Annotated in this window: 18 protein-coding genes; 11 read left to right on the forward strand and 7 right to left on the reverse strand. The window is 72.4% G+C overall.

The features are described 5' to 3' along the window. Positions 1-118: 118 nt before the first annotated feature. Positions 119-1,303: a glycosyltransferase family 39 protein gene (locus ACZ5CZ_RS02270; RefSeq protein ID WP_468938451.1), complete on the reverse strand. Its 1,185-nt coding sequence runs from the start codon at positions 1,301-1,303 to the stop codon at positions 119-121. Between the two features lie 265 nt (positions 1,304-1,568). Here ACZ5CZ_RS02270 and ACZ5CZ_RS02275 point away from each other — a divergent pair, with 265 nt between their 5' ends. Both ACZ5CZ_RS02275 and ACZ5CZ_RS02280 read left to right on the forward strand, forming a co-directional pair. Continuing rightward, positions 1,569-3,215 carry an MFS transporter gene (locus ACZ5CZ_RS02275; RefSeq protein ID WP_385846532.1) on the forward strand — a complete coding sequence of 549 codons (1,647 nt, stop codon included), beginning with the start codon at positions 1,569-1,571 and terminating at the stop codon, positions 3,213-3,215. A gap of 93 nt (positions 3,216-3,308) precedes the next feature. Then, a complete protein-coding gene (locus ACZ5CZ_RS02280) occupies positions 3,309-4,499 on the forward strand; it encodes an acyl-CoA dehydrogenase family protein (RefSeq protein WP_468938453.1) in 1,191 nt (396 codons plus the stop codon). A 37-nt stretch (positions 4,500-4,536) separates the two neighbouring features. On the opposite strand, the gene ACZ5CZ_RS02285 is transcribed toward ACZ5CZ_RS02280, so the two are convergent. Continuing rightward, positions 4,537-4,980 (reverse strand): cell division protein SepF, encoded by a 444-nt coding sequence (locus ACZ5CZ_RS02285; protein WP_385846534.1) that lies wholly within the window; start codon positions 4,978-4,980, stop codon positions 4,537-4,539. Positions 4,981-5,246: 266 nt separating this feature from the next. Between ACZ5CZ_RS02285 and ACZ5CZ_RS02290 the strand changes: the two genes are divergently transcribed. Then, positions 5,247-6,335, forward strand: coding sequence for a DUF5685 family protein (locus ACZ5CZ_RS02290; RefSeq protein ID WP_468938457.1), 1,089 nt, complete (start codon positions 5,247-5,249; stop codon positions 6,333-6,335). 29 nt (positions 6,336-6,364) lie between these two features. Here ACZ5CZ_RS02290 and ACZ5CZ_RS02295 read toward each other — a convergent pair whose 3' ends face one another. Next, entirely contained in the window at positions 6,365-6,613 is a 249-nt protein-coding gene (locus tag ACZ5CZ_RS02295; RefSeq protein ID WP_385846536.1) for a hypothetical protein, read from the reverse strand. Here ACZ5CZ_RS02295 and ACZ5CZ_RS02300 point away from each other — a divergent pair, their 5' ends adjacent. Then, a complete protein-coding gene (locus ACZ5CZ_RS02300) occupies positions 6,614-7,291 on the forward strand; it encodes a teichoic acid biosynthesis protein C (RefSeq protein ID WP_468938460.1) in 678 nt (225 codons plus the stop codon). It begins immediately after the preceding gene. Positions 7,292-7,584: 293 nt separating this feature from the next. Then, positions 7,585-8,484, forward strand: a complete 900-nt coding sequence (locus ACZ5CZ_RS02305) for a S1 family peptidase (RefSeq protein WP_385846538.1) — start codon at positions 7,585-7,587, stop codon at positions 8,482-8,484. Here the strand turns inward: ACZ5CZ_RS02305 and ACZ5CZ_RS02310 are convergent. After that, positions 8,463-9,605, reverse strand: coding sequence for an ABC-2 transporter permease (locus tag ACZ5CZ_RS02310; RefSeq protein ID WP_468938463.1), 1,143 nt, complete (start codon positions 9,603-9,605; stop codon positions 8,463-8,465). The two genes, ACZ5CZ_RS02305 and ACZ5CZ_RS02310, sit on opposite strands and share 22 nt — an antisense overlap. 130 nt (positions 9,606-9,735) lie before the next feature. Between ACZ5CZ_RS02310 and ACZ5CZ_RS02315 the strand changes: the two genes are divergently transcribed. The 4 genes from ACZ5CZ_RS02315 to ACZ5CZ_RS02330 all read left to right on the forward strand — a co-directional run bounded on the left by ACZ5CZ_RS02315 (position 9,736) and on the right by ACZ5CZ_RS02330 (position 15,877). Beyond that, positions 9,736-13,152, forward strand: coding sequence for a DNA polymerase III subunit alpha (locus tag ACZ5CZ_RS02315; protein ID WP_468938466.1), 3,417 nt, complete (start codon positions 9,736-9,738; stop codon positions 13,150-13,152). Next, positions 13,149-14,123: a DNA polymerase Y family protein gene (locus ACZ5CZ_RS02320; protein WP_468938469.1), complete on the forward strand. Its 975-nt coding sequence runs from the start codon at positions 13,149-13,151 to the stop codon at positions 14,121-14,123. Before ACZ5CZ_RS02315 ends, ACZ5CZ_RS02320 begins: the two co-directional genes overlap by 4 nt. Positions 14,124-14,404: 281 nt before the next feature. Further along, entirely contained in the window at positions 14,405-15,265 is an 861-nt protein-coding gene (locus ACZ5CZ_RS02325) for an esterase/lipase family protein (RefSeq protein WP_385846543.1), read from the forward strand. Positions 15,266-15,418: 153 nt separating this feature from the next. Next, entirely contained in the window at positions 15,419-15,877 is a 459-nt protein-coding gene (locus tag ACZ5CZ_RS02330; protein ID WP_385846545.1) for a GNAT family N-acetyltransferase, read from the forward strand. 21 nt (positions 15,878-15,898) lie between these two features. On the opposite strand, the gene ACZ5CZ_RS02335 is transcribed toward ACZ5CZ_RS02330, so the two are convergent. Further along, a complete protein-coding gene (locus ACZ5CZ_RS02335) occupies positions 15,899-16,033 on the reverse strand; it encodes a hypothetical protein (RefSeq protein ID WP_385846546.1) in 135 nt (44 codons plus the stop codon). 111 nt (positions 16,034-16,144) lie between these two features. On the opposite strand from ACZ5CZ_RS02335, the gene ACZ5CZ_RS02340 reads away from it, so the two are divergent. Then, on the forward strand, positions 16,145-16,765 hold the full coding sequence (locus ACZ5CZ_RS02340; RefSeq protein ID WP_385846547.1) for a class I SAM-dependent methyltransferase: 621 nt from the start codon (positions 16,145-16,147) through the stop codon (positions 16,763-16,765). A 35-nt stretch (positions 16,766-16,800) separates the two neighbouring features. Here ACZ5CZ_RS02340 and ACZ5CZ_RS02345 read toward each other — a convergent pair whose 3' ends face one another. Both ACZ5CZ_RS02345 and ACZ5CZ_RS02350 read right to left on the reverse strand, forming a co-directional pair. Continuing rightward, positions 16,801-17,301, reverse strand: a complete 501-nt coding sequence (locus ACZ5CZ_RS02345) for a ribonuclease FAU-1 family protein (protein ID WP_468938475.1) — start codon at positions 17,299-17,301, stop codon at positions 16,801-16,803. After that, a complete protein-coding gene (locus ACZ5CZ_RS02350) occupies positions 17,282-18,211 on the reverse strand; it encodes a GNAT family N-acetyltransferase (protein WP_468938478.1) in 930 nt (309 codons plus the stop codon). Before ACZ5CZ_RS02350 ends, ACZ5CZ_RS02345 begins: the two co-directional genes overlap by 20 nt. A gap of 71 nt (positions 18,212-18,282) precedes the next feature. On the opposite strand from ACZ5CZ_RS02350, the gene ACZ5CZ_RS02355 reads away from it, so the two are divergent. Next, positions 18,283-18,651, forward strand: a complete 369-nt coding sequence (locus ACZ5CZ_RS02355; protein ID WP_385846550.1) for a GntR family transcriptional regulator — start codon at positions 18,283-18,285, stop codon at positions 18,649-18,651. Positions 18,652-18,820: the final 169 nt, after the last annotated feature.

Raw genomic sequence — 18,820 nt, forward strand, 5'->3', positions numbered from 1 at the left:
AGCTGGTCGGCCGCAATTCCTTTGATCATGCCGGGTGTTGTTTATATCGCGCTTATGAATGCGTTAACCGGATCCTGGTGCGCAATTCTCCGCGGTGTCATCGGGCCCACAAAGTGGATCATGGTGGGCCGGAGCCGTTCAGCCAGAACGCCCCGTAGGCCGCCGTCGCCACCGCCAACCCCCCGATGACCAGGGCGGATCGGGAGGTGCGCAGCCGGGCGAGGGCCTCGGCGAGCGGCAGCAGCACCGGGAAGGCCGGCATCAGCAGCCGGGGCTTGGAGCCGAAGTAGCTCGACGCGCACAGGGCGAGGGCGAGCACCACACCCGTGTACACGAGCAGTGCGACGGGCTGCCGCCGGCGTACGCCGGTGAGGTACAGCCAGAGCAGCAGGGCCACGCCGATGATCAGACCGGCGCCGGCGAGCGCGGCCGGAAAGGACGTGAGCTTGGCGGCCAGGAAGCGGGCGAAGGCGTAACCGCCGTCGAAGCCGTTGCGCCAGCCGGCCTGGACGTCCAGATATCCGAGCGGTCCCTTGCCGGTGTGCTGTCCGACCCACAGCACATATCCGGCGGCCCCGAGCGGGGCGATCAGCATGCCGAGCGCCCGGCGCCATCGTGGGGCGTGGGCACCGTCGTACGCGCCCGGCGTGCGCTCCGCGCTTCGCTCGTGCACGAACGAGACGGCACCCGCCGCCCACACGGCCGCGACCACCGCCAGGCCAACCGGCCGGGTCAGCCCCGCCAGGGCCGCCAGCACACCAGCGCTCAGCCAGCGTCCGGTCAGCACCGCGTACAGCGCCCACGCCGCCAGCGCCGTGAACAGTGACTCGCTGTACGCCATCGACTGCACGATCCCGACCGGCAGCACCGCCCACAGCAGGACGGCGCAGACCCCCACCCGGGAGCCGTACACCCGCTCGGCGACCGCGAAGATCCCCGCCGCCGCGGCCAGCGACGCGAGCAGGCTGACGGTGAAGCCGGCGTCCGCGTACGACACCGGCGCCACCGCGTGCCCCAGCCGCTCCAGCCAGGGCAGCAGCGGGAAGAACGCCAGGTCGGAGTGGACGTCCCCGTTCGGCAGCCGCACCTGGTAGCCGTAGCCCAGCTGGGCGACCCGCACGTACCAGAGCGAGTCCCAGCGCGCGGTCAGCAGCGTGTACGCGCTCTTGCCGCGCGCGGCGCTCCAGACCGCCAGCACGAGCACCCCCAGGGCGCGGACCGCCGCATAGCCCAGGAGGGCGGGGAGGGCCCGGCGCGGCAGGGGGGCGCGGGGCGGGACCACGCGCGTTTCAAGATCGGTCACGGACTCGATTATCGACCGGGCCGGGGACCGGACCGGTCGCCGGGTCCTGGTCAAGAGGGGTGGGTATGGCGTACGCCACACGGGTTCCGTCGCGCGTGTGAGAGGTCCACCACGTGAACGCGCGGCGAACTCGCGTACGCTGACGAGTCACCCGCGAGGGTTCACGTGGGCCGGAGACACCGCACCGCTCCTCTCCGGCCGTACGGCAGGGAGTCCCCACCCCGCCGTCCGCCCCACGCGCGGGGAGCATCTGGGAGGTACGTACATGTCCGGGACGACCACGGCCGCCGTCCGGCGGCATCGTCGGGCGGCCGGGGCCGGTGCCAACCGCTGGGTCGTCCTCGTCGTCCTCTGTGTCAGCCTGCTGCTCGTCGCGCTGGACGCGACCGTGCTGCACGTGGCGGTCCCCGCCGTCAGCGAGGACCTCAGGCCCGGCGCCATAGAACTGCTCTGGATCGTCGACGTCTACCCGCTGGTCTGCGCCTCGCTGCTGATCCTCTTCGGCACTCTCGGCGACCGGGTCGGGCGCAGACGGATCCTGCTGCTCGGGTACGCCCTCTTCGGCGTCGCCTCCGCCGTGGCCGCGTTCGCGCCCTCGGCCGAGACCCTGATCCTGGCCCGCGCGCTGCTCGGCGTCGGCGGCGCGATGATCATGCCCGCGACCCTGTCCATCCTCCGCCAGGTCTTCCCCGACCGGCGCGAGCGCGCGCTCGCCATCGGCATCTGGAGCGCGGTGGCCGCCGTCGGCGCGGCCGTGGGCCCGCTGCTCGGCGGGTTCCTCGTCGAACACTTCTGGTGGGGCTCGGTCTTCCTGGTCAACATCCCGCTGATGCTGGTCAGCCTGCCGGTCGGCCGGATCCTGCTGCCCGAGTCCCGCGGTGACGGCGCCGGTCCCTGGGACGTGACCGGCGCGCTGATGGCGGCGGCCGGCCTCTTCGGTGTCGTCCTCGGCGTGAAGCGGCTGGGCGGCGGCGAGGCCGTGGCAGGCCCGTTCACCGTGCTGCCCCTGCTCGTCGGCGCGGCCCTCCTGGTGCTCTTCGTGCGCCGGCAGCGCCGGCTGCCGCACCCCCTGGTGGACCTGCGGATGTTCGGCCGGCCGGCGTTCAGCACCTCGGTGGGCTGCATCGTGCTGGCGATGCTCGCGCTGGTCGGCCTGGAGCTGATCGCCGCCCAGTATCTGCAACTGGTGCTCGGGCTGTCCCCGCTGCGGACGGGCCTCAGGCTGCTGCCGCTGACCGTCGCCGCGATGGCGGCCGGTCTCGCGGGGGCGCGGATGCTGCGCCGCTTCGGGCCGCGCCGGATGGTCAGCCTCGGCTTCTGTCTGACGGCCGCCGCGGTGCTGACCCTGACCGCGATGGGCGGCACCGACAACGCGCCGCTGCTGCTGTCCGCCTTCGTGCTGCTCGGCTTCGGCCTGGAGACCACGCTCTTCGGCGCCTACGAGTCGATGCTCAGCGAGTCCCCGGCCGACCAGGCCGGCGGCGCGGCGGCGGTCGGCGAGACGTCGTACCAGCTCGGCGCCGGTATCGGCATCGCGCTGCTGGGCAGCGTGATGAACGCGGCCTACGCACCCGGCCTGCGGTCGGTGCCCGGGGTGCCCCCGCACGCCTCGGCCGCGGCCGGGCACTCGCTCGGCGAGGCCTACGACATCGCCGGACGCCTCGGCGGGTCCACCGGGGCCGCGCTGCACCGGGCGGCCCGCGACTCCTTCGTGCACGGGCTGCATGTGACGCTGCTGGTGAGCGCGGGACTGCTGCTGCTCGGCGCGGTGCTCGCACTGCGGCTGCCGCGGGTCATGCAGTGCGCGGAACCGGAGCAGGAGCAGCCGGCCGTGGTGGAGCTGCCCGCGCCGCGGGACATGGCGCCCGCCCGGGTGGAGTCCTCCCGGGTGGAGTCCCGGGTCTCGGTCTGACGGCCGGTGTACTGGACGTGCGGGACACTGCACCGTAACGTCGGCGGCACAATGTAACTAGCGCTGCTAGTTTATCGTGCCGGAGGGTGCCCCATGTCCGCGTCCGCGAAGTTGCCCCCCTTCGATCCCGCCGACCCGCTCGGGATCGACGACCTCCTCGAACCGGAGGATCTGGCGATCCGGGACACGGTCCGCGACTGGGCGGCCGACCGGGTGCTGCCGTACGTCGCCGACTGGTACGAGCGGGGCGAGCTGCCCGTGATCCGGGACCTCGCCCGCGAACTCGGCTCCATCGGCGCCCTCGGCATGTCCCTCACCGGGTACGGCTGCGCGGGCGCCAGCGCTGTCCAGTACGGCCTCGCCTGCCTGGAGCTGGAGGCCGCCGACTCCGGCATCCGCTCCCTGGTCTCCGTCCAGGGCTCGCTCGCGATGTACGCGATCCACCGCTTCGGCAGCGAGGAGCAGAAGCAGCAGTGGCTGCCGCGCATGGCCGCCGGCGAGGTGATCGGCTGCTTCGGGCTGACCGAGCCCGACCACGGCTCCGACCCCGCCTCGATGCGCACCCATGCCAAGCGCGACGGCGACGACTGGGTGCTCAACGGGCGCAAGATGTGGATCACCAACGGATCGGTCGCCGGGGTGGCCGTCGTCTGGGCGCAGACCGAGGAGGGCATCCGCGGGTTCGTCGTACCGACCGACAGTCCGGGCTTCTCGGCGCCCGAGATCAAGCACAAGTGGTCCCTGCGCGCCTCCGTCACCAGTGAACTCGTCCTCGACGGCGTCCGGCTGCCCGGCACCGCCGTGCTCCCCGAGGTCACCGGTCTGCGCGGGCCGCTCAGCTGTCTGTCGCACGCCCGTTACGGCATCGTCTGGGGGGCGATGGGTGCCGCGCGCAGCTCCTTCGAGGCGGCCGTGGAGTACGCGAAGACCCGGGAGCAGTTCGGGCGGCCCATCGGCGGCTTCCAGCTCACCCAGGCCAAGCTCGCCGACATGGCGGTCGAACTGCACAAGGGGATCCTGCTCGCCCATCATCTGGGGCGGCGGATGGACGCCGGCCGCCTGCGTCCCGAGCAGGTCAGCTTCGGCAAGCTCAACAACGTCCGCGAGGCGATCGAGATCTGCCGTACCGCGCGGACCATCCTCGGTGCCAACGGGATCTCCCTCGAATACCCCGTGATGCGGCACGCGACCAATCTGGAGTCGGTGCTCACCTACGAGGGCACCGTCGAGATGCACCAGCTCGTGCTGGGCAAGGCGCTCACCGGGCTCGACGCCTTCCGGTGAGCCCCCGGGTGGGGCAGGGCCGGGATGCGGCCCTGCCTCAGCTCTGGTTGAAGAAGCCGTCGGAGCGGTGTGCCGAGGCCTCACCGCTGATGATCTCCGTGTCGGCCGGGGTCAGCAGGAACACCCGGTTCGACACCCGGTCGATGGAGCCGCGCAGGCCGAAGATGAGCCCCGCCGCGAAGTCCACGACCCGCTTGGCGTCGCCCGGCTCCATGTTGGTCAGGTTCATGATGACCGGGACCCCGTCCCGGAACAGCTCACCGATCGCCCGGGCGTCCCGGAAGCTGTCCGGGGTGACCGTCGCGATCCGGCGGCCCTTGTCCTCGGCCGTGTCCGTGGCCACCTTCACCCGGGGGTCCGTGACCCAGGCGTCCTGGGACCCGGACTCGGTGCCCTCGGAGTAGTCGTCGTCGTAGTAGCGCTCGTCATCGTTGTCGTCGACGAGGCCGAGCCACGCACTCGCCTTGCGTACCGATCCCATGGACGCCTCCTCTCACAGCGGTCTTTCTTGCTTTCCGCACCCCTATGGTCATCCATGATGCGGACGGCGCGCCAAGTGGATAGACGCCGCGCGGGGGGTTTGTGACGGTACTGGTGCACAGCGGATCCGTCGAGAGTCCTTGTGCCCCAAGGGGCGCGACCCATACGGCTGCTGACTGTGAGTGAAATATGATCGTCGACGGCGGACGGGTGATGCACGGTGCGTACGGGTGAACGTCAACATCGTGCCGGATACGGGGGATCGGTGTGTTCGGAATAGTCAGACCTTGCGCTCATCGGCTCGGTGAGCGCCTCAAGGCCGAGTGGATGGCGCACTTGTGCGGGCTCTGCCTCGCGCTGCGCCACGACCACGGACAGTTCGCGCGTGTCGCGACCAATTACGACGGGCTGCTCATATCGGTCCTGACGGAGGCTCAGGCCGGCCGCGCCGACGGCGCACGCCGTACGGCCGGACCGTGCGCGCTGCGCGGGATGCGGACCGCGTCCGTCGCACAGGGCGAGGGCGCGCGGCTCGCCGCCGCCGTGTCCCTGGTGCTCGCCGCGGCGAAGGTACGCGACCATGTCGCCGACCGGGACGGGCTGCTGGCCCGCCGGCCCATGGCCGCCGCCGCCCGCCGGGTCGCCGCGGGCTGGGGCCGGGCCGGCGCGCACAGCGGGGCGGCGGTCGGCTTCGACACCGGCGTCCTGGTCGAGGCCGTCGACCGGCAGCTCGGCATCGAGACCCTGGCCGGGCCCGGCACCCCGATCCTGACGGTCACCGAGCCGACCGAGACGGCGACGGCGGCCGCCTTCGCGCACACGGCGGTGCTCGCCGGACGGCCCGGCAACGCCGAGCCGCTCGCGGAGGTGGGGCGGCTCTTCGGGCGCCTCGCGCATCTGCTGGACGCCGTCGAGGACCAGCAGGCCGATGCCGCGTCGGGTGCCTGGAACCCGCTCACCGCCACCGGCACCTCCCGCGCCGAGGCCCGCCGGCTCGCCGACGACGCCCTGCACGGCATCCGGCTCGCGCTTGCGGAGGCCGAGTTCAGCGACGCCCGGCTCGCCCATCTGCTCCTCGCGCACGAGCTGCGGCGCTCGGTGGACCGGGCGTTCGGCCCCCCGGTCCACCAGCCCCCGAAGCCGCGTGGCTTCCTGCCCGGCTGCGGCATGTTCCTGGTGCTGTGCTGCACCTGCCAGATGTGCTGCGCCTCCGAGTACGAGGGCCCCTGGTCCCGGAAGAAGCGGGAAGGGTGCTGCCAGGACTGCGACTGCGACGGCTGTTCCGGCTGCGGCGGTGACTGCAACGGCTGCGGCTGCGACAGCTGCGACTGCTGCTGTCCCTGCGACGGTTGCTGAGCGGGGTCACGGTCTTTCGGTGCGCCGGGTCAGGCGGGGGTGGCGAGCGCCGGATCCGAATGGTGTGCCGCCTCCAGGAATCCGTCCTCGCCGAAGCTGAGCACGGTCTTCGAGGAGTTCATCCGCCACCAGACCTCACCCGCGGCGAACGGCTCGCACTGTTCCAGGGAAACACCCCTCTTCTCCGCGATAGCGGCGATCTCCCCGAGGGTGAGGTTCGGGGTGTTCGGCCCGAGGGCCGGGACGGAGATCTCCGGGCCGTACGGTTCCACGGCCATGTGCCACAGCGTTCCGTCGGCGTCGAGCCCTCCGGCAACAGCGCCTACCTGTACACCGAGACCGACTCCGTGCCCGACAGCCAGAGCACCGGCTACGGCACCACCATCGCCCGGTTCAAGTTCGCCAACGGCGCCGTCCTGCTGCCCACCTCACAGCAGGTCACCCGCTACACCCCGGTCCCCGGCTCCGACCACAACACCGTCGCCATCGACCCCTTCACCAGCCGCATCGCCCACCGCTACCGCGTGAACGGCACCACCTGGAAGTACAGCCTGTGCGACCTGGCGGGCTTCAAGGCCGGCACCTTCACCCCGCTGGCCACCCTCACCCAGCCCTCGGTCCTCACCGGCCCGACCTTCCAGGGCTACACCTCGATGGGCCAGTACCTCTACACCATCGACGGCACCGCCTACACCTACGACAGCAGCGGCAACCGCACCAGCAGCAGCAACACCTACGTCACCTCGATCGACTGGAACACCGGCGCCGTCTACGAACGGCGGCTGTCCAACGCCGGCGAAAGCCTCTTCTACCGCGAACCCGAAGGCCTCGCCATCCAGATCCCGGACACCGCCAACCCCTCCGCCGCCCGTCTCTTCCTCGGCTTCGGCTCCGAGGAAAGCACCAGCCAGACCGACAAGAAGGCCAGCTTCTACTACAAGGACCTCCTCGTCTGACCGGGCCGGGTATCCGGAGGGTCGACTTCCGGACATTCCCGGGAGGCGTCGGCGGCGGGAAGACACAGGGGAAATGAGCGGGAGCCGAGCTGATGTCAGGGGTGCCTGCGTAAAGGGGGTTTAAAGTCCAACGGCCGAAAGGCGCTCTTGTGCCTACCGGCCGTTCGGCCGAATACTCCCCCTCAGCGCTTGTCAGGGGCATGGGTGTTCGGAATCCGAGCCGGTTCCTGGCTGCGCCTCACGGGCCCCCGAACCCCACACGGGCCCCCGACTTCCCTTGGAGGGAACGAAAAGTGAGGATCAAGCGCACCACTCCCCGCGGTGGCACCGCAAGACGGACCCGGCTGGTCGCCGTGGCCACCGGTTTCCTGGCCGCCGCGGCGTTCGCCGCCCCCACCGCGAACGCAAGTGACGCCCACACGTTCAGCGCCACCCAGCTCACCAGGGCGAGCGACGCCGTCCGGCAGGCCGACGTACCCGGCACGGCATGGGCGGTGGACAGCACGACCCACCGTGTCGTCGTCACCGTCGACAGCACCGTCTCCCAGGCCGAGATCGCCAAGATCAAGCGGCAGGCGGGCGCCGGTGCCGACGCGCTCACCATCAAGCACACCCCGGGCACGTTCAACAAGCTGATCAGCGGCGGGGACGCCATCTACGGCGGACAGTACCGGTGCTCGCTCGGCTTCAACGTGCACAGCGGCAGCACCTACTACTTCCTCACCGCCGGGCACTGTGGCCAGGTGGCGTCCACCTGGTACTCCAACTCCGGTCACACCACGGTGCTGGGCACCAACGTCGACTACAGCTTCCCGGGCAACGACTTCGCGCTGGTGCGGTACACCAACAGCTCGATCTCGCACCCGAGTGCGGTGGGCAGCCAGTCCATCACCAGTGCGGCCACGCCCAGCGTGGGGCAGACCGTGTACCGGCGCGGGTCCACCACGGGCACGCACAGCGGGCGGGTCACCGCGCTGAACGCCACCGTCAACTACGGCAGCGGGGACGTCGTCTCCGGGCTGATCCAGACCACCGTCTGCGCCGAGGGCGGGGACAGCGGTGGTCCGCTGTACGCGGGTACGGTCGCCTATGGGCTGACCTCCGGCGGCAGCGGTGACTGCACCTCCGGTGGGACGACGTTCTTCCAGCCGGTCACCGAGGCGCTGAACTACTACGGGGTCACGCTTCCCTGATCGTGTGTTCCGGAGCCCCCGCTGTCGGTCCGACGTGCGGGGGCTCCGTCGTGTCGGCTGCTCGCCGGTGTTTCCGCCGGCCGCTGTGGGCGGACGCTCCCTGTCACGTCCCCTTCCCGCCGTGCGTGGACGACCGCTGCCAGGAGGGTCACCGCGACGCCGGCGACCGCCCATGCCGACAGCACCAGGAGTGCGTCGGCGAGCGCGTTGCCCCGGAAGTAGGCGATCGAGCGGGCCGCCCAGGTGCCCGCGCCCGGCGGCAGCGCCGGGCCGATCGCCTGCCAGAACGGGGGCAGCAGCGGCAGCGGGAAGGCGCCGCCCGCGCTCGGGTTGCCCAGGATGACGATCAGCAGGATCGCCAGCCCGATGCCGATGATGCCGAAGAGTCCCTGGAGGGCGAGGGTGGCCGCGCCCACCGCGAAGGTGATCAGCGCGCCCAGGCCCCACAGCGCGGCGGTGCCGCCCGGGAGGGCGCCCAGCACCGGGCCCACGATCAGCGCGCCGCCCAGGCCCCCGACCACCGCCACCAGGGCCATCGCGCCGAGTCTGATGAGCGCGCGGTGCGGGTTGGTGGGGCGGGCGCCGGTGCTGATCGCGAGGATCGAGGCGCACAGATAACCGCCCACGCACCAGCCGACCACCAGGTAGAAGGACGAGAGGCCGTTGAAGTCCGCGGGGGAGGCCGGGGCCACGTCCACGGTGCGCAGGCTTCGGCCCTGGGCGTGTTCCAGAGCGGTGGTGAGGGTCTTGAGGGAGGTGGCCAGGGCCGTGCCGCCGCCCGTCGCGACCAGCAGGGTGTCCGTGGTGCCCGTCGGGTCGACCAGCAGGGCGCCGTCGATGTCCCGGTTCAGGATCCGGTGGCGGGCCGTCGCCTCGTCCGGGAGGGCGCGGGGGTCCAGGGGGCTGCCGGGCAGCTGCTTCAGGCTCGCTGTCGTCCGGGCCGGCTGCGGGGACACCACGCCGAAGGGGATGTCCGTGGGCTTGGGGTGGTGCAGGGCGCCCACGTAGGAGGTGATGAAGAGCAGCTGGAGCGCGATCACCCCGATCACGAGCAGGGTGGCCCGCGGGGTCACGGCGTCCTTCAGTTCGGCCAGGAAGGCGGAGCGGGGCGGCTGTGTCATGTCCTCACGGTCCGGGCGGACGGGCGTTTGCGCAGGTGGGACGGGGCTGGACGGGTGTCGTACAGGTGTTCGGAAATGAGGGTATGGTGGGAGGGTGAACTGATGTTCGAGAGTGGTTCGGGAGGTGGGTGTGCCGGGCTTCGCGCATCTGCACACCGTCTCCGGGTTCTCCGTGCGGTACGGGGCGTCCCATCCGGAGCGGCTGGTCGAGCGTGCCTCGGAGCGGGGGATGGATGTGCTCGCGCTCACCGACCGGGACACGCTCGCCGGTGCGGTGCGCTTTGCCAAGGCCTGTGCCGGGAGCGGGGTGCGGCCGGTCTTCGGCGTCGATCTCGCGGTGGGGGAGCGTGCGGCCGTACGCCGGCGGGTGCCGGTGCGGGGCGGGGCCTTCGTCGACGAGTCGGCCCCCCGGGCGGCCTTTCTCGCCCGGGACGGCGCCCGTGGCTGGGCCGAGCTGTGCCGGCTCGTCACCGCGGCGCACGCACGGCCGGGCAGCCCGCTGCTGGGCTGGGAGGACCACCGCGGTGAGGGGCTCGTCGTGCTGCTCGGGCCCGGCTCCGACGTGGGCCGCGCCCTCGCGGCGGGGCGGCCCGACCGGGCGGCTGCGCTGCTGACGGCCTGGCGCGAGGTCTACGGGGACGCGGTGCGGCTGGAGGCCGTGTGGCACGGGCGTACCGGGACCGGGCCCGGCTCGCTCCGGCTCGCCGCCCGCACGGTCGGGCTCGCCGCCGAACAGGGGGTGCGGCCGGTGCTCGGCAACGCCGTGCGGTACGCGGATCGCGGGATGGGCGCGGTCGCCGATGTGCTGGATGCCGCGCGGCGGCTGGTGCCGGTCGATCCCCGGGGGGAACTGGATTCGGGCGAGGCCTGGCTGAAGGACGCGTCGGCGATGGCGGAGGTGGCCGAGCGGGTGGTCGAGGCGGCCGGGTACGGCAGGGGTGTCGCCCGGCGGCTGCTGGAGCAGACCCTGGCCACGGCCGAGGAGTGCCGGGTCGATCCCGGGGCGGACCTCGGGATCGGGGCCGTGCACTTCCCCGAGGCGCATCTGGTGGGGGCCGGCCGGCGCTCCGCCCAGCGGGCACTCGCCTCACGGGCGGTGGCGGGGATGGTGCGGCTCGGGTACGGCGGCCGGCGGGAGTACTGGGAGCGGATGCACCACGAGCTGGACATCATCGCCCACCACGGCTTCGCCTCCTACTTCCTGACGGTCGCTCAGGTGGTGGACGACGTACGGGAGATGGGGATCCGGGTGGCCGCCCGCGGCTCCGGGGCCGGCTCGCTCGTCAACCATCTGCTGGGCATCGCGCACGCCGATCCGGTGGCGCACGGGCTGCTGATGGAGCGCTTCCTGTCCAGGGAACGCGTGGTGCTGCCCGACATCGACATCGATGTGGAGTCCGCGCGGCGGCTCGAGGTGTACCGGGCGATCATCGGGCGGTTCGGCGAGGAGCGGGTCGCCACCGTCGCGATGCCGGAGACCTATCGGGTGCGGCACGCCATCCGGGACGTGGGAGCCGCGCTGTCCATGGACCCGGCCGAGATCGATCGCGTGGCCAAGTCCTTTCCGCACATCCGGGCCCGGGACGCGCGGGCCGCGCTGGCGGAACTGCCCGAGCTGAGGCGGCTGGCGGGGGAGAAGGGGCGGTTCGGGCGGCTGTGGGAACTGGTCGAGGCGCTGGACGCGCTGCCCCGCGGGGTCGCCATGCACCCGTGCGGGGTGCTGCTCTCCGACGGCTCGCTGCGGGCTCGTACGCCGGTGGTGCCGACCAGCGGTGAGGGCTTTCCGATGTCGCAGTTCGACAAGGAGGACGTGGAGGACCTCGGGCTGCTCAAGCTCGATGTGCTGGGTGTGCGGATGCAGTCGGCGATGGCGCACGCGGTCGCCGAGGTGGAGCGGGCGACGGGGGAGCGGGTCGACCTGGACGCGCTGCCGGAGGGGGACCCGGAGACCTACCGGCTGATCCGGTCCACCGAGACGCTCGGGTGCTTCCAGATCGAGTCGCCGGGGCAGCGGGACCTGGTGGGGCGGCTCCAGCCGAGCACCTTCCACGATCTTGTCGTGGACATCTCGCTGTTCCGGCCCGGGCCCGTCGCCGCGGACATGGTGCGGCCGTTCATCGAGGCGCGGCACGGGCGGGCACCGGTGCGCTATCCGCACCCGGACCTGGAGGAGGCGCTGCGCGGGACGTACGGCGTCGTCGTCTTCCACGAGCAGGTCATCGACATCGTCGCGGTGCTGACCGGATGCGGCCGGGGAGAGGCGGACCAGGTGCGGCGCGGGCTGTCCGATCCGCAGTCGCAGGCGCGGATCAAGGGGTGGTTCGCGCAGCGGGCGGCGGCCCGGGGGTACGACGCGGAGACCGTCCGGCGGACCTGGGAGATCGTGGAGGCCTTCGGGTCGTACGGCTTCTGCAAGGCGCACGCCGTCGCCTTCGCGGTGCCCACGTACCAGTCGGCCTGGCTGAAGGCCCATCATCCGGCCGCCTTCTACGCCGGGCTGCTCACCCATGACCCGGGGATGTATCCGAAGCGGCTGCTGCTGGCGGACGCACGGCGGCGCGGGGTGCCGATCCTGCCGCTGGATGTCAATGTCTCCGGGGTCGCCCACCGGATCGAACTGGTGTCCGAGGGAAAGGTGTGGGGGCTGCGGCTCGCCCTCTCCGACGTGCACGGCATCAGCGAGGCCGAGGCGAAGCGGATCGCGGAGGGACAGCCGTACTCCTCGCTGCTGGACTTCTGGGAGCGGGCGCGGCCCAGCCGGCCGCTGGCCCAACGGCTGGCGCAGGTGGGTGCGTTGGACGCCTTCGGTGCCAACCGGCGGGATCTGCAACTGCATCTGGCCGAGCTGCACCGGGGCGCCCGGGGCGGCGGCGGGGGACAGCTCCCGCTCGCCGGCGGACGCAGGACCGCGTCGGCGGGGCTGCCCGACCTGACGTCGGCGGAACGGCTCAGCGCCGAGCTGGGTGTGCTGTCCATGGACGCCTCGCGCAATCTGATGGACGACCACCAGGAGTTCCTGAAGGAGCTGGGCGTGGTGTCCGCGCGGCGGCTGCGAGAGGCCCGCAACGGCGAGACCGTGCTGGTCGCGGGCGCCAAGGCGGCCACCCAGACGCCGCCGATCCGGTCCGGCAAGCGGGTCGTCTTCTCCACGCTGGACGACGGCACGGGCCTGGTCGACCTGGCGTTCTTCGACGACTCGCACGACGCGTGCGCCTACACCGTCTTCCACTCGTGGCTGCTGCTGGTGCGGGGCGTGGTGCAGCGGCGCGGGCCGCGCAGCCTGAGCGTGGTGGGGTCCGCCGCCTGGAACCTCGCCGAGCTGGTCGAACTGCGCGCCGAGGGCGGCCTGGACGAGGTGGCGGCGCGGCTCGCGGAGCCCGTGGCGCGGGGGGCGGGCGAGGACCCGACCGGCGGGCGGCGGATCCAGCTGCCCACCGGATACGAGATGCATCCGTGGGCCGATCTGCGCCCCGCGGGACCGGAGGCCGCGCAAGGGCCTGCGGCGATACGGAAGTTGTGGCACCAGAGTCCGGGGAGTGCGGGATGACCATTCTCTGCGTACGTTTCCAGCTGCCGCCGATGTACGAGGCGGCCCTGCCCGGACTGCTCGGGCTGCTGGAGGAGTTCACCCCGGTCGTCGAGGCGCTGCCGCCGGACGGGGCGCTGGCCGATCTCCGGGGCGCCGAGCGGTACTTCGGGCGCAGCGCGGTGGAACTGGCCTCGGTGATCCGGGTGCGCGCGCTCGCACGGTACGGCGTCGACTGTGCGATCGGCGCCGGTCCGGGGCCGATGCTGGCCCGTGTGGCGCTGCGGGACGCCCGGCCCGGGGTGACCTGTGCCGTGCCCGGGGATCCGGCGGGCGCCGCGGAGTTCCTCGCCGGGCGGCCGGTCGCCGCGCTGCCCGGCGTCGGCGCGGCGACCGCCCGCACCCTCGCGGAGTACGGCCTGGACACCCTGGGCCTGGTGGCCGCCGCGCCGCCGTCCACGCTCCAGCGGCTGATCGGTGCGAAGGCGGCCCGCGAGCTGCGCGAGAAGGCGAGCGGCATCGACCGGGGGCGGGTCGTGCCGAACGCCGTCTCGCGCTCGCTGTCGGCCGAACGCACCTTCGGCATCGACGAGCTGGACTCCGGCCGGCACCGCCGTGCGCTGCTGTCGGCCGCCGAGGAACTCGGCGCCCGGCTGCGCGCGATGGAGCAGGTCTGCCGCACCCTGACCCTCACCGTGCGCTATGCCGACAGGTCCGCCACGCCGCGCAGCCGCACCTTGAAGGAGCCGACCGCGCACTCGGCGGCCCTGACCCGGGCGGCCTACGGCATGTACGAGGCGCTCGGTCTGCAACGCGCCCGGGTACGCGCCCTGACCCTGCGTGCCGAGGGGCTGACCCCCGCCGCCCAGGCCTCCCACCAGCTCACCTTCGACCCCGTGGACGAGAACGCCCGCCGTATCGAGGAGGTCGCGGACCGCGCCCGGGCCAGGTTCGGTCCGCGGGCGGTGATCCCGGGCACGCTGGCGGCCTGACGCGGCCGGCGCCCGACGGGGCCACGGTCACCGATATCGCCGTGGTGGGGCGGTTTGGTGTGAATTGCACCGTATAGTCCGATCCAGCCTGCCCGGTGATGCTCCGTCGGGGAGTGGCGGGGGTGCGGAATGGGCTGGTGGTTACCACTGGAAGTTTTTACTGGCGCGTAACTTCACATCTGCACTACTCGCCCGTAACTTGACGAGTGAACAGCATCCTCGTGATCCGGATCACAGGGTTAGGCCGTCGCACCTCCCTTGAGCCGCAAGGAGATCACACGATGCTGCCCTGGAAGCGAGTGCTCAGACCCCTGGCCGCGCTGCTGCTGACCGCAGCCGTCGCCGCCGTACCCGCTGCCGCCGCCCACGCCGACACGGCGCCGAGCACCGGCTGGAACGACTTCTCCTGCAAGCCCTCCGCGGACCACCCCCGGCCCGTGATCCTGGTCCACGGCACCCTCGGCAACTCCGTCGACAACTGGCTCTCCCTCGCCCCCTACCTGGAGCACCGCGGATACTGCGTCTACTCCGTGGACTACGGCCAACTCTCCGGCGTCCCCGTCTTCTACGGCCTCGGCCCCATCGACCAGTCGGCCGGCCAGCTGTCCGCCTATGTCGACAAGGTGCTCAGCGCGACCGGCGCCGCCAAGGCCGACCTGGTCGGGCACTCCCAGGGTGGCATGATGCCCCGCTACTACCTGAGGTTCCTCGGCGGAGCCGCCAAGGTCAACGCGCTCGTCGGCATCGCCCCCGACAACCACGGCGCCTCGCTGAGCGGACTCACCAACCTGCTGCCGTACTTCCCCGGAGCCACCGACCTGGTCAAGGCCACCACCCCCGGCCTCGCCGACCAGATCCCCGGCTCCGCCTTCCTCACCAAGCTCAACGCCGACGGCGACACCGTCCCCGGAGTCCACTACACGGTCATCGCCACCAAGTACGACGAGGTGGCCACCCCCTGGCAGAGCCAGTACCTGAGCGGCTCCGGCGTCCGCAACGTCCTGCTCCAGGACCTCTGCCCGCTCGACCTCTCCGAACACGTGGCCATCGGCCTGTTCGACCGGATCGCCTTCCACGAGGTGGCCAACGCGCTCGACCCCGCCCACGCCACCGCCACCAGCTGCGCGTCGGCCCTCAGCTGACCGTCGCCGGGGCCTGTCCGACCTGAGCCGCCGGACAGGCCCTGAGCAGTTCCAGGAAACCGTGAAATCCCCTGCTGGGGGCCGGTGGTGGAGATCTTTATGGTCCCCTTAAGGGAGTACTCAGACTGCGTTCAGGCGGATAGCCTGCACCGCATGATCACCACAGGGCCGGAGCACGTCCGGATCGCCGTCGCCGCCGATGTCCCGGCCGTGAAAGAGGTCACGGACCTGGCCTACCACCCCTACATCGCGCGCATCGGTGTGGTGCCGCAGCCCATGGAGGCGGACCACACCGCCGACGTCGCCGCGGGCAGGGTGTACGTCACCGGGGACCCCGTCGACGGACTGGTGGTGATCGACGCGTTCCCCGGCCATCTCTTCCTGGACAGCATCGCCGTCCGGCCGCAGGCCCACGGCACGGGCGTCGGACGGCGGCTGCTGCACTTCGTCGACGCACGCGCGCGTGAGCTGGGGCTCGGCGAGATCAGGCTGTATACGAACGCGATGATGTGGGAGAACCAGAAGATCTACCCGAAGTACGGGTACGAGGTCGTGGAACGCCGGGTCGACGGGCCCTACGACCGGATCCACTACCGCAAACTGCTGGGCTGAGACTCCGGCGGTCCGGCCGGGTCAGCCGTCGGGCCACCAGGTGCGCGCGATGTCCTTGCGGACCTCGGGACGTCCCGCAGGGCTCTCGTCCGCCTCCTCGCGGGCACGGCGGCGGTCCGTCCTCTTCAGGGGCTTCTGCACGGTCATACGGCGCATGGCTGCCTCCTTCAGTGTCTACCGTGTTCCGCGTTGTCACGGAGGTAGACGCTTTCGGCGAGAGTTCCTCATCGGTGCCGGGTTGTCAGTGGCGGGTGTCACTCTTGGCGCATGACGAACGCCAACGACAGCACGATCCGGCCGGACGCCGCGATCGACTGGGACGCCGAGGCCGCCGCCTTCGACGACGAGCCGGACCACGGCCTGCGCGACCCCGGTGTCCGCGCGGCCTGGGCGGCCCGGCTCCGCTCCTGGCTGCCCGGGCAGCCCGCCGACCTCCTCGACCTGGGCTGCGGCACCGGCAGTCTGTCGCTCCTCGCGCTCGGCCAGGGACACCGGGTGACGGCCGTCGACTCCTCCCCGGCGATGGTCGAGCGGGCCCGCGCCAAGCTCGCGGGGCACGGGGCGACGGTGCTGCGCGGAGACGCCGCGAGCCCGCCGGTGGCACAGCGGGCCCATGACGTCGTCCTCGTCCGGCATGTGCTGTGGACACTGCCCGACCCGGCGGCCGTCCTGCGGCACTGGCGCACCCTGCTGCGGCCGGGCGGCCGCTTCGTCCTGGTGGAGGGCGTGTGGGGCAGCGTGCACCCGGTCGGCATACCCGCCGCCCGGCTCACCGCCCTGCTGGCGCCGCTGGCGGCGGACGTGCGCGTGGAGCCGCTCTCCGGAGACCCGCTGCTGTGGGGGAAGGCCGTGCACGACGAGCGGTACGCGGTGGTGGCGCTGGTCTGAGCCGCCCCCGCCCCCGCCGGGACCGGCGGGGGCGGTCAGGCCAGCAACTGTCCGAAACCGTCCCGGCGGGCCAGCGCCTCCAGCTCCGCCAGGGCGGCCAGCGCGGCGGACGCCGCCTCCGGGTCGGTGTCCGCCAGACCGCTCTCGGCGAACTCGTCCTCGTCCAGGCGCCGTACGTCCCCGCCGTCGCCGGAGCGCCACAGGTCCAGGTCGAGGTCCTCGACCACCAGCTCCGCACCGGTGCGCACCGCGGGCCGGGTGATGTCGCAGTACCAGCCCTTCACCGCGCCGCCCGGGCCACGGACCTCCTTCACCGAATACCAGCGGTCCCGCCAGTAGTACTCGGTGAACACATCGCCCGGCTCGAAGCGCACGAAGCCGAAGTCGCGCACTCCGGAGCCCGCCCAGGGCGCTCGTACGGCGATCCGGTTGCCGTCGTCGCCGAGCAGCTCGGCCGGGTAACGGATCTTCGTACGGCCCGCCTTGACCAGTACGACCTCCAACCGCCCCGGCGCCTCAGCCGAGTTCGCGGACATAGCGCACCTCCGTGGCGCAGATCTCGTAGCCGAGCCGGCGGTTGATCGCGAGCATGGGGCCGTTGCCGGTGTCGTTCCCGGTGAGGGCGACCGTGTGCCCGGCGGCGCGGGCGCGGTGCAGGGCGGCCGTCTTGGCGAGCGTGGCCAGGCCGCGCCCCCGGTGGCGGCGGGCCGTGCCGGTCATCGCGGTCAGGTACCGGGTGCCGCCGTCGGTGTAGGCCACGCTGAAGGCGGCGGGGCGGCCGTCGGCCAGCACCACCGTGGTCAGCTCCCGGTCCAGCAGCGGGTGCCCCCAGGTCATGGTGAGCCAGGCCTGGTAGTCGCTGAACTCGGCGTCCACATCGCTCGGTTCGTCGGCCGTCGTCTCCCCGTCCAGCTCGAACAGCGGGCGCGGATCGGCCGCGAAGTCGGCCGCCGTGCGCAGCTCGACGCCGGACGGCAGAGCGGGCAGCGGCGGCAGCTCGGCCGCCGTCAGGTCCAGCCGGAGGAAGTGGGCGGAGCGGCCCGCGCGATAGCCGCGGCGCTCGGCGAAGGCCCGGTTGTCCGGCGCGTCCAGCAGCCACGCGAACAGCTTCGTCGCCCCGTGCGCGGCCAGGTGCTCCTCGGCCGCGCGCACCAGCAGCCCGCCCGCGCCGCGCCCGGTGCGCTCCGGGTGCACATAGATGTTGAGCAGCCCCTGCCCCGGTTCCGGGCTGTCGTACGCGAGGCTCACTTGCGCGGTGCCGATCACCTCGCCGTCCTCCTCCGCGACCAGCGACCGGTGCCGGGCCTCGGGCGGGGTGTGACTGAGGTGGTGCAGGATGGCGTCCGGGGTCCACAGGATGTACGGCAGTGCGAGATGCCGTACCCGGGCGAAAGTCTCGACGTCCGCGCGGTCGGCGGGGCGCAGGTCGCGCACGATCACTGTCATGAGCAGGCACCGTACGGGGCGGTGTGCGGTGGCTGCCTCCCATTTTCCGCGCGGTGCGCGACAATCGCCCCGTGAGCCTGAAGATCCGCATCGATGACAGCGCGCCGCCGTACGAGCAGGTGCGGGCGCAGATTTCCGAGCAGGCGCGGTCCGGGGCGCTGCCGGTGGGCTACCGGCTGCCCACCGTGCGGGGGCTGGCCGAGTCCCTGGGGCTCGCGGTGAACACGGTGGCCAAGGCGTACCGGGCACTGGAGGGCGACGGGGTGATCGAGACCCGGGGCCGGCACGGCACCTATGTGGCCGCCGCCGGCTCGGCCGCGGCCCGCGAGGCGTCCCTGGCCGCTCAGGCCTATGCCGACCGGGTACGGCGGCTGGGGCTGGCGGAGGAGGAGGCGTCGGCCGCGGTGCGGGACGCCCTGCGGGCGGCCTACGAGGAGTAGAGGCTTTTCGAAGCGGCCGAGCCGCGCGGAGCGGCACAGCGGAGTCGCCCAGGACGCGCGGTGCGGTGCAGCGGAGTCAGCCGGGCCGTACCGAGCGGTGCAGCGGAGTCACCCGGGCCGCGCGGTGCGGTGCAGCGGAGTCAGCCGGGCCGTACCGAGCGGCGTAGCG

It is taken from the genome of Streptomyces sp. NPDC031418 (assembly GCF_055581605.1).

Bases quoted from the DNA above. Each gene is read 5' to 3' on its own strand.
- ACZ5CZ_RS02275 (WP_385846532.1), top strand. From the start codon at position 1,569: ATGTCCGGGACGACCACGGCCGCCGTCCGGCGGCATCGTCGGGCGGCC.
- ACZ5CZ_RS02280 (WP_468938453.1), top strand. From the start codon at position 3,309: ATGTCCGCGTCCGCGAAGTTGCCCCCCTTCGATCCCGCCGACCCGCTC.
- ACZ5CZ_RS02285 (WP_385846534.1), bottom strand. From the start codon at position 4,980: ATGGGATCGGTACGCAAGGCGAGTGCGTGGCTCGGCCTCGTCGACGAC.
- ACZ5CZ_RS02295 (WP_385846536.1), bottom strand. From the start codon at position 6,613: ATGGCCGTGGAACCGTACGGCCCGGAGATCTCCGTCCCGGCCCTCGGG.
- ACZ5CZ_RS02310 (WP_468938463.1), bottom strand. From the start codon at position 9,605: ATGACACAGCCGCCCCGCTCCGCCTTCCTGGCCGAACTGAAGGACGCC.
- ACZ5CZ_RS02320 (WP_468938469.1), top strand. From the start codon at position 13,149: ATGACCATTCTCTGCGTACGTTTCCAGCTGCCGCCGATGTACGAGGCG.
- ACZ5CZ_RS02325 (WP_385846543.1), top strand. From the start codon at position 14,405: ATGCTGCCCTGGAAGCGAGTGCTCAGACCCCTGGCCGCGCTGCTGCTG.
- ACZ5CZ_RS02330 (WP_385846545.1), top strand. From the start codon at position 15,419: ATGATCACCACAGGGCCGGAGCACGTCCGGATCGCCGTCGCCGCCGAT.
- ACZ5CZ_RS02335 (WP_385846546.1), bottom strand. From the start codon at position 16,033: ATGCGCCGTATGACCGTGCAGAAGCCCCTGAAGAGGACGGACCGCCGC.
- ACZ5CZ_RS02340 (WP_385846547.1), top strand. From the start codon at position 16,145: ATGACGAACGCCAACGACAGCACGATCCGGCCGGACGCCGCGATCGAC.
- ACZ5CZ_RS02345 (WP_468938475.1), bottom strand. From the start codon at position 17,301: ATGTCCGCGAACTCGGCTGAGGCGCCGGGGCGGTTGGAGGTCGTACTG.
- ACZ5CZ_RS02350 (WP_468938478.1), bottom strand. From the start codon at position 18,211: ATGACAGTGATCGTGCGCGACCTGCGCCCCGCCGACCGCGCGGACGTC.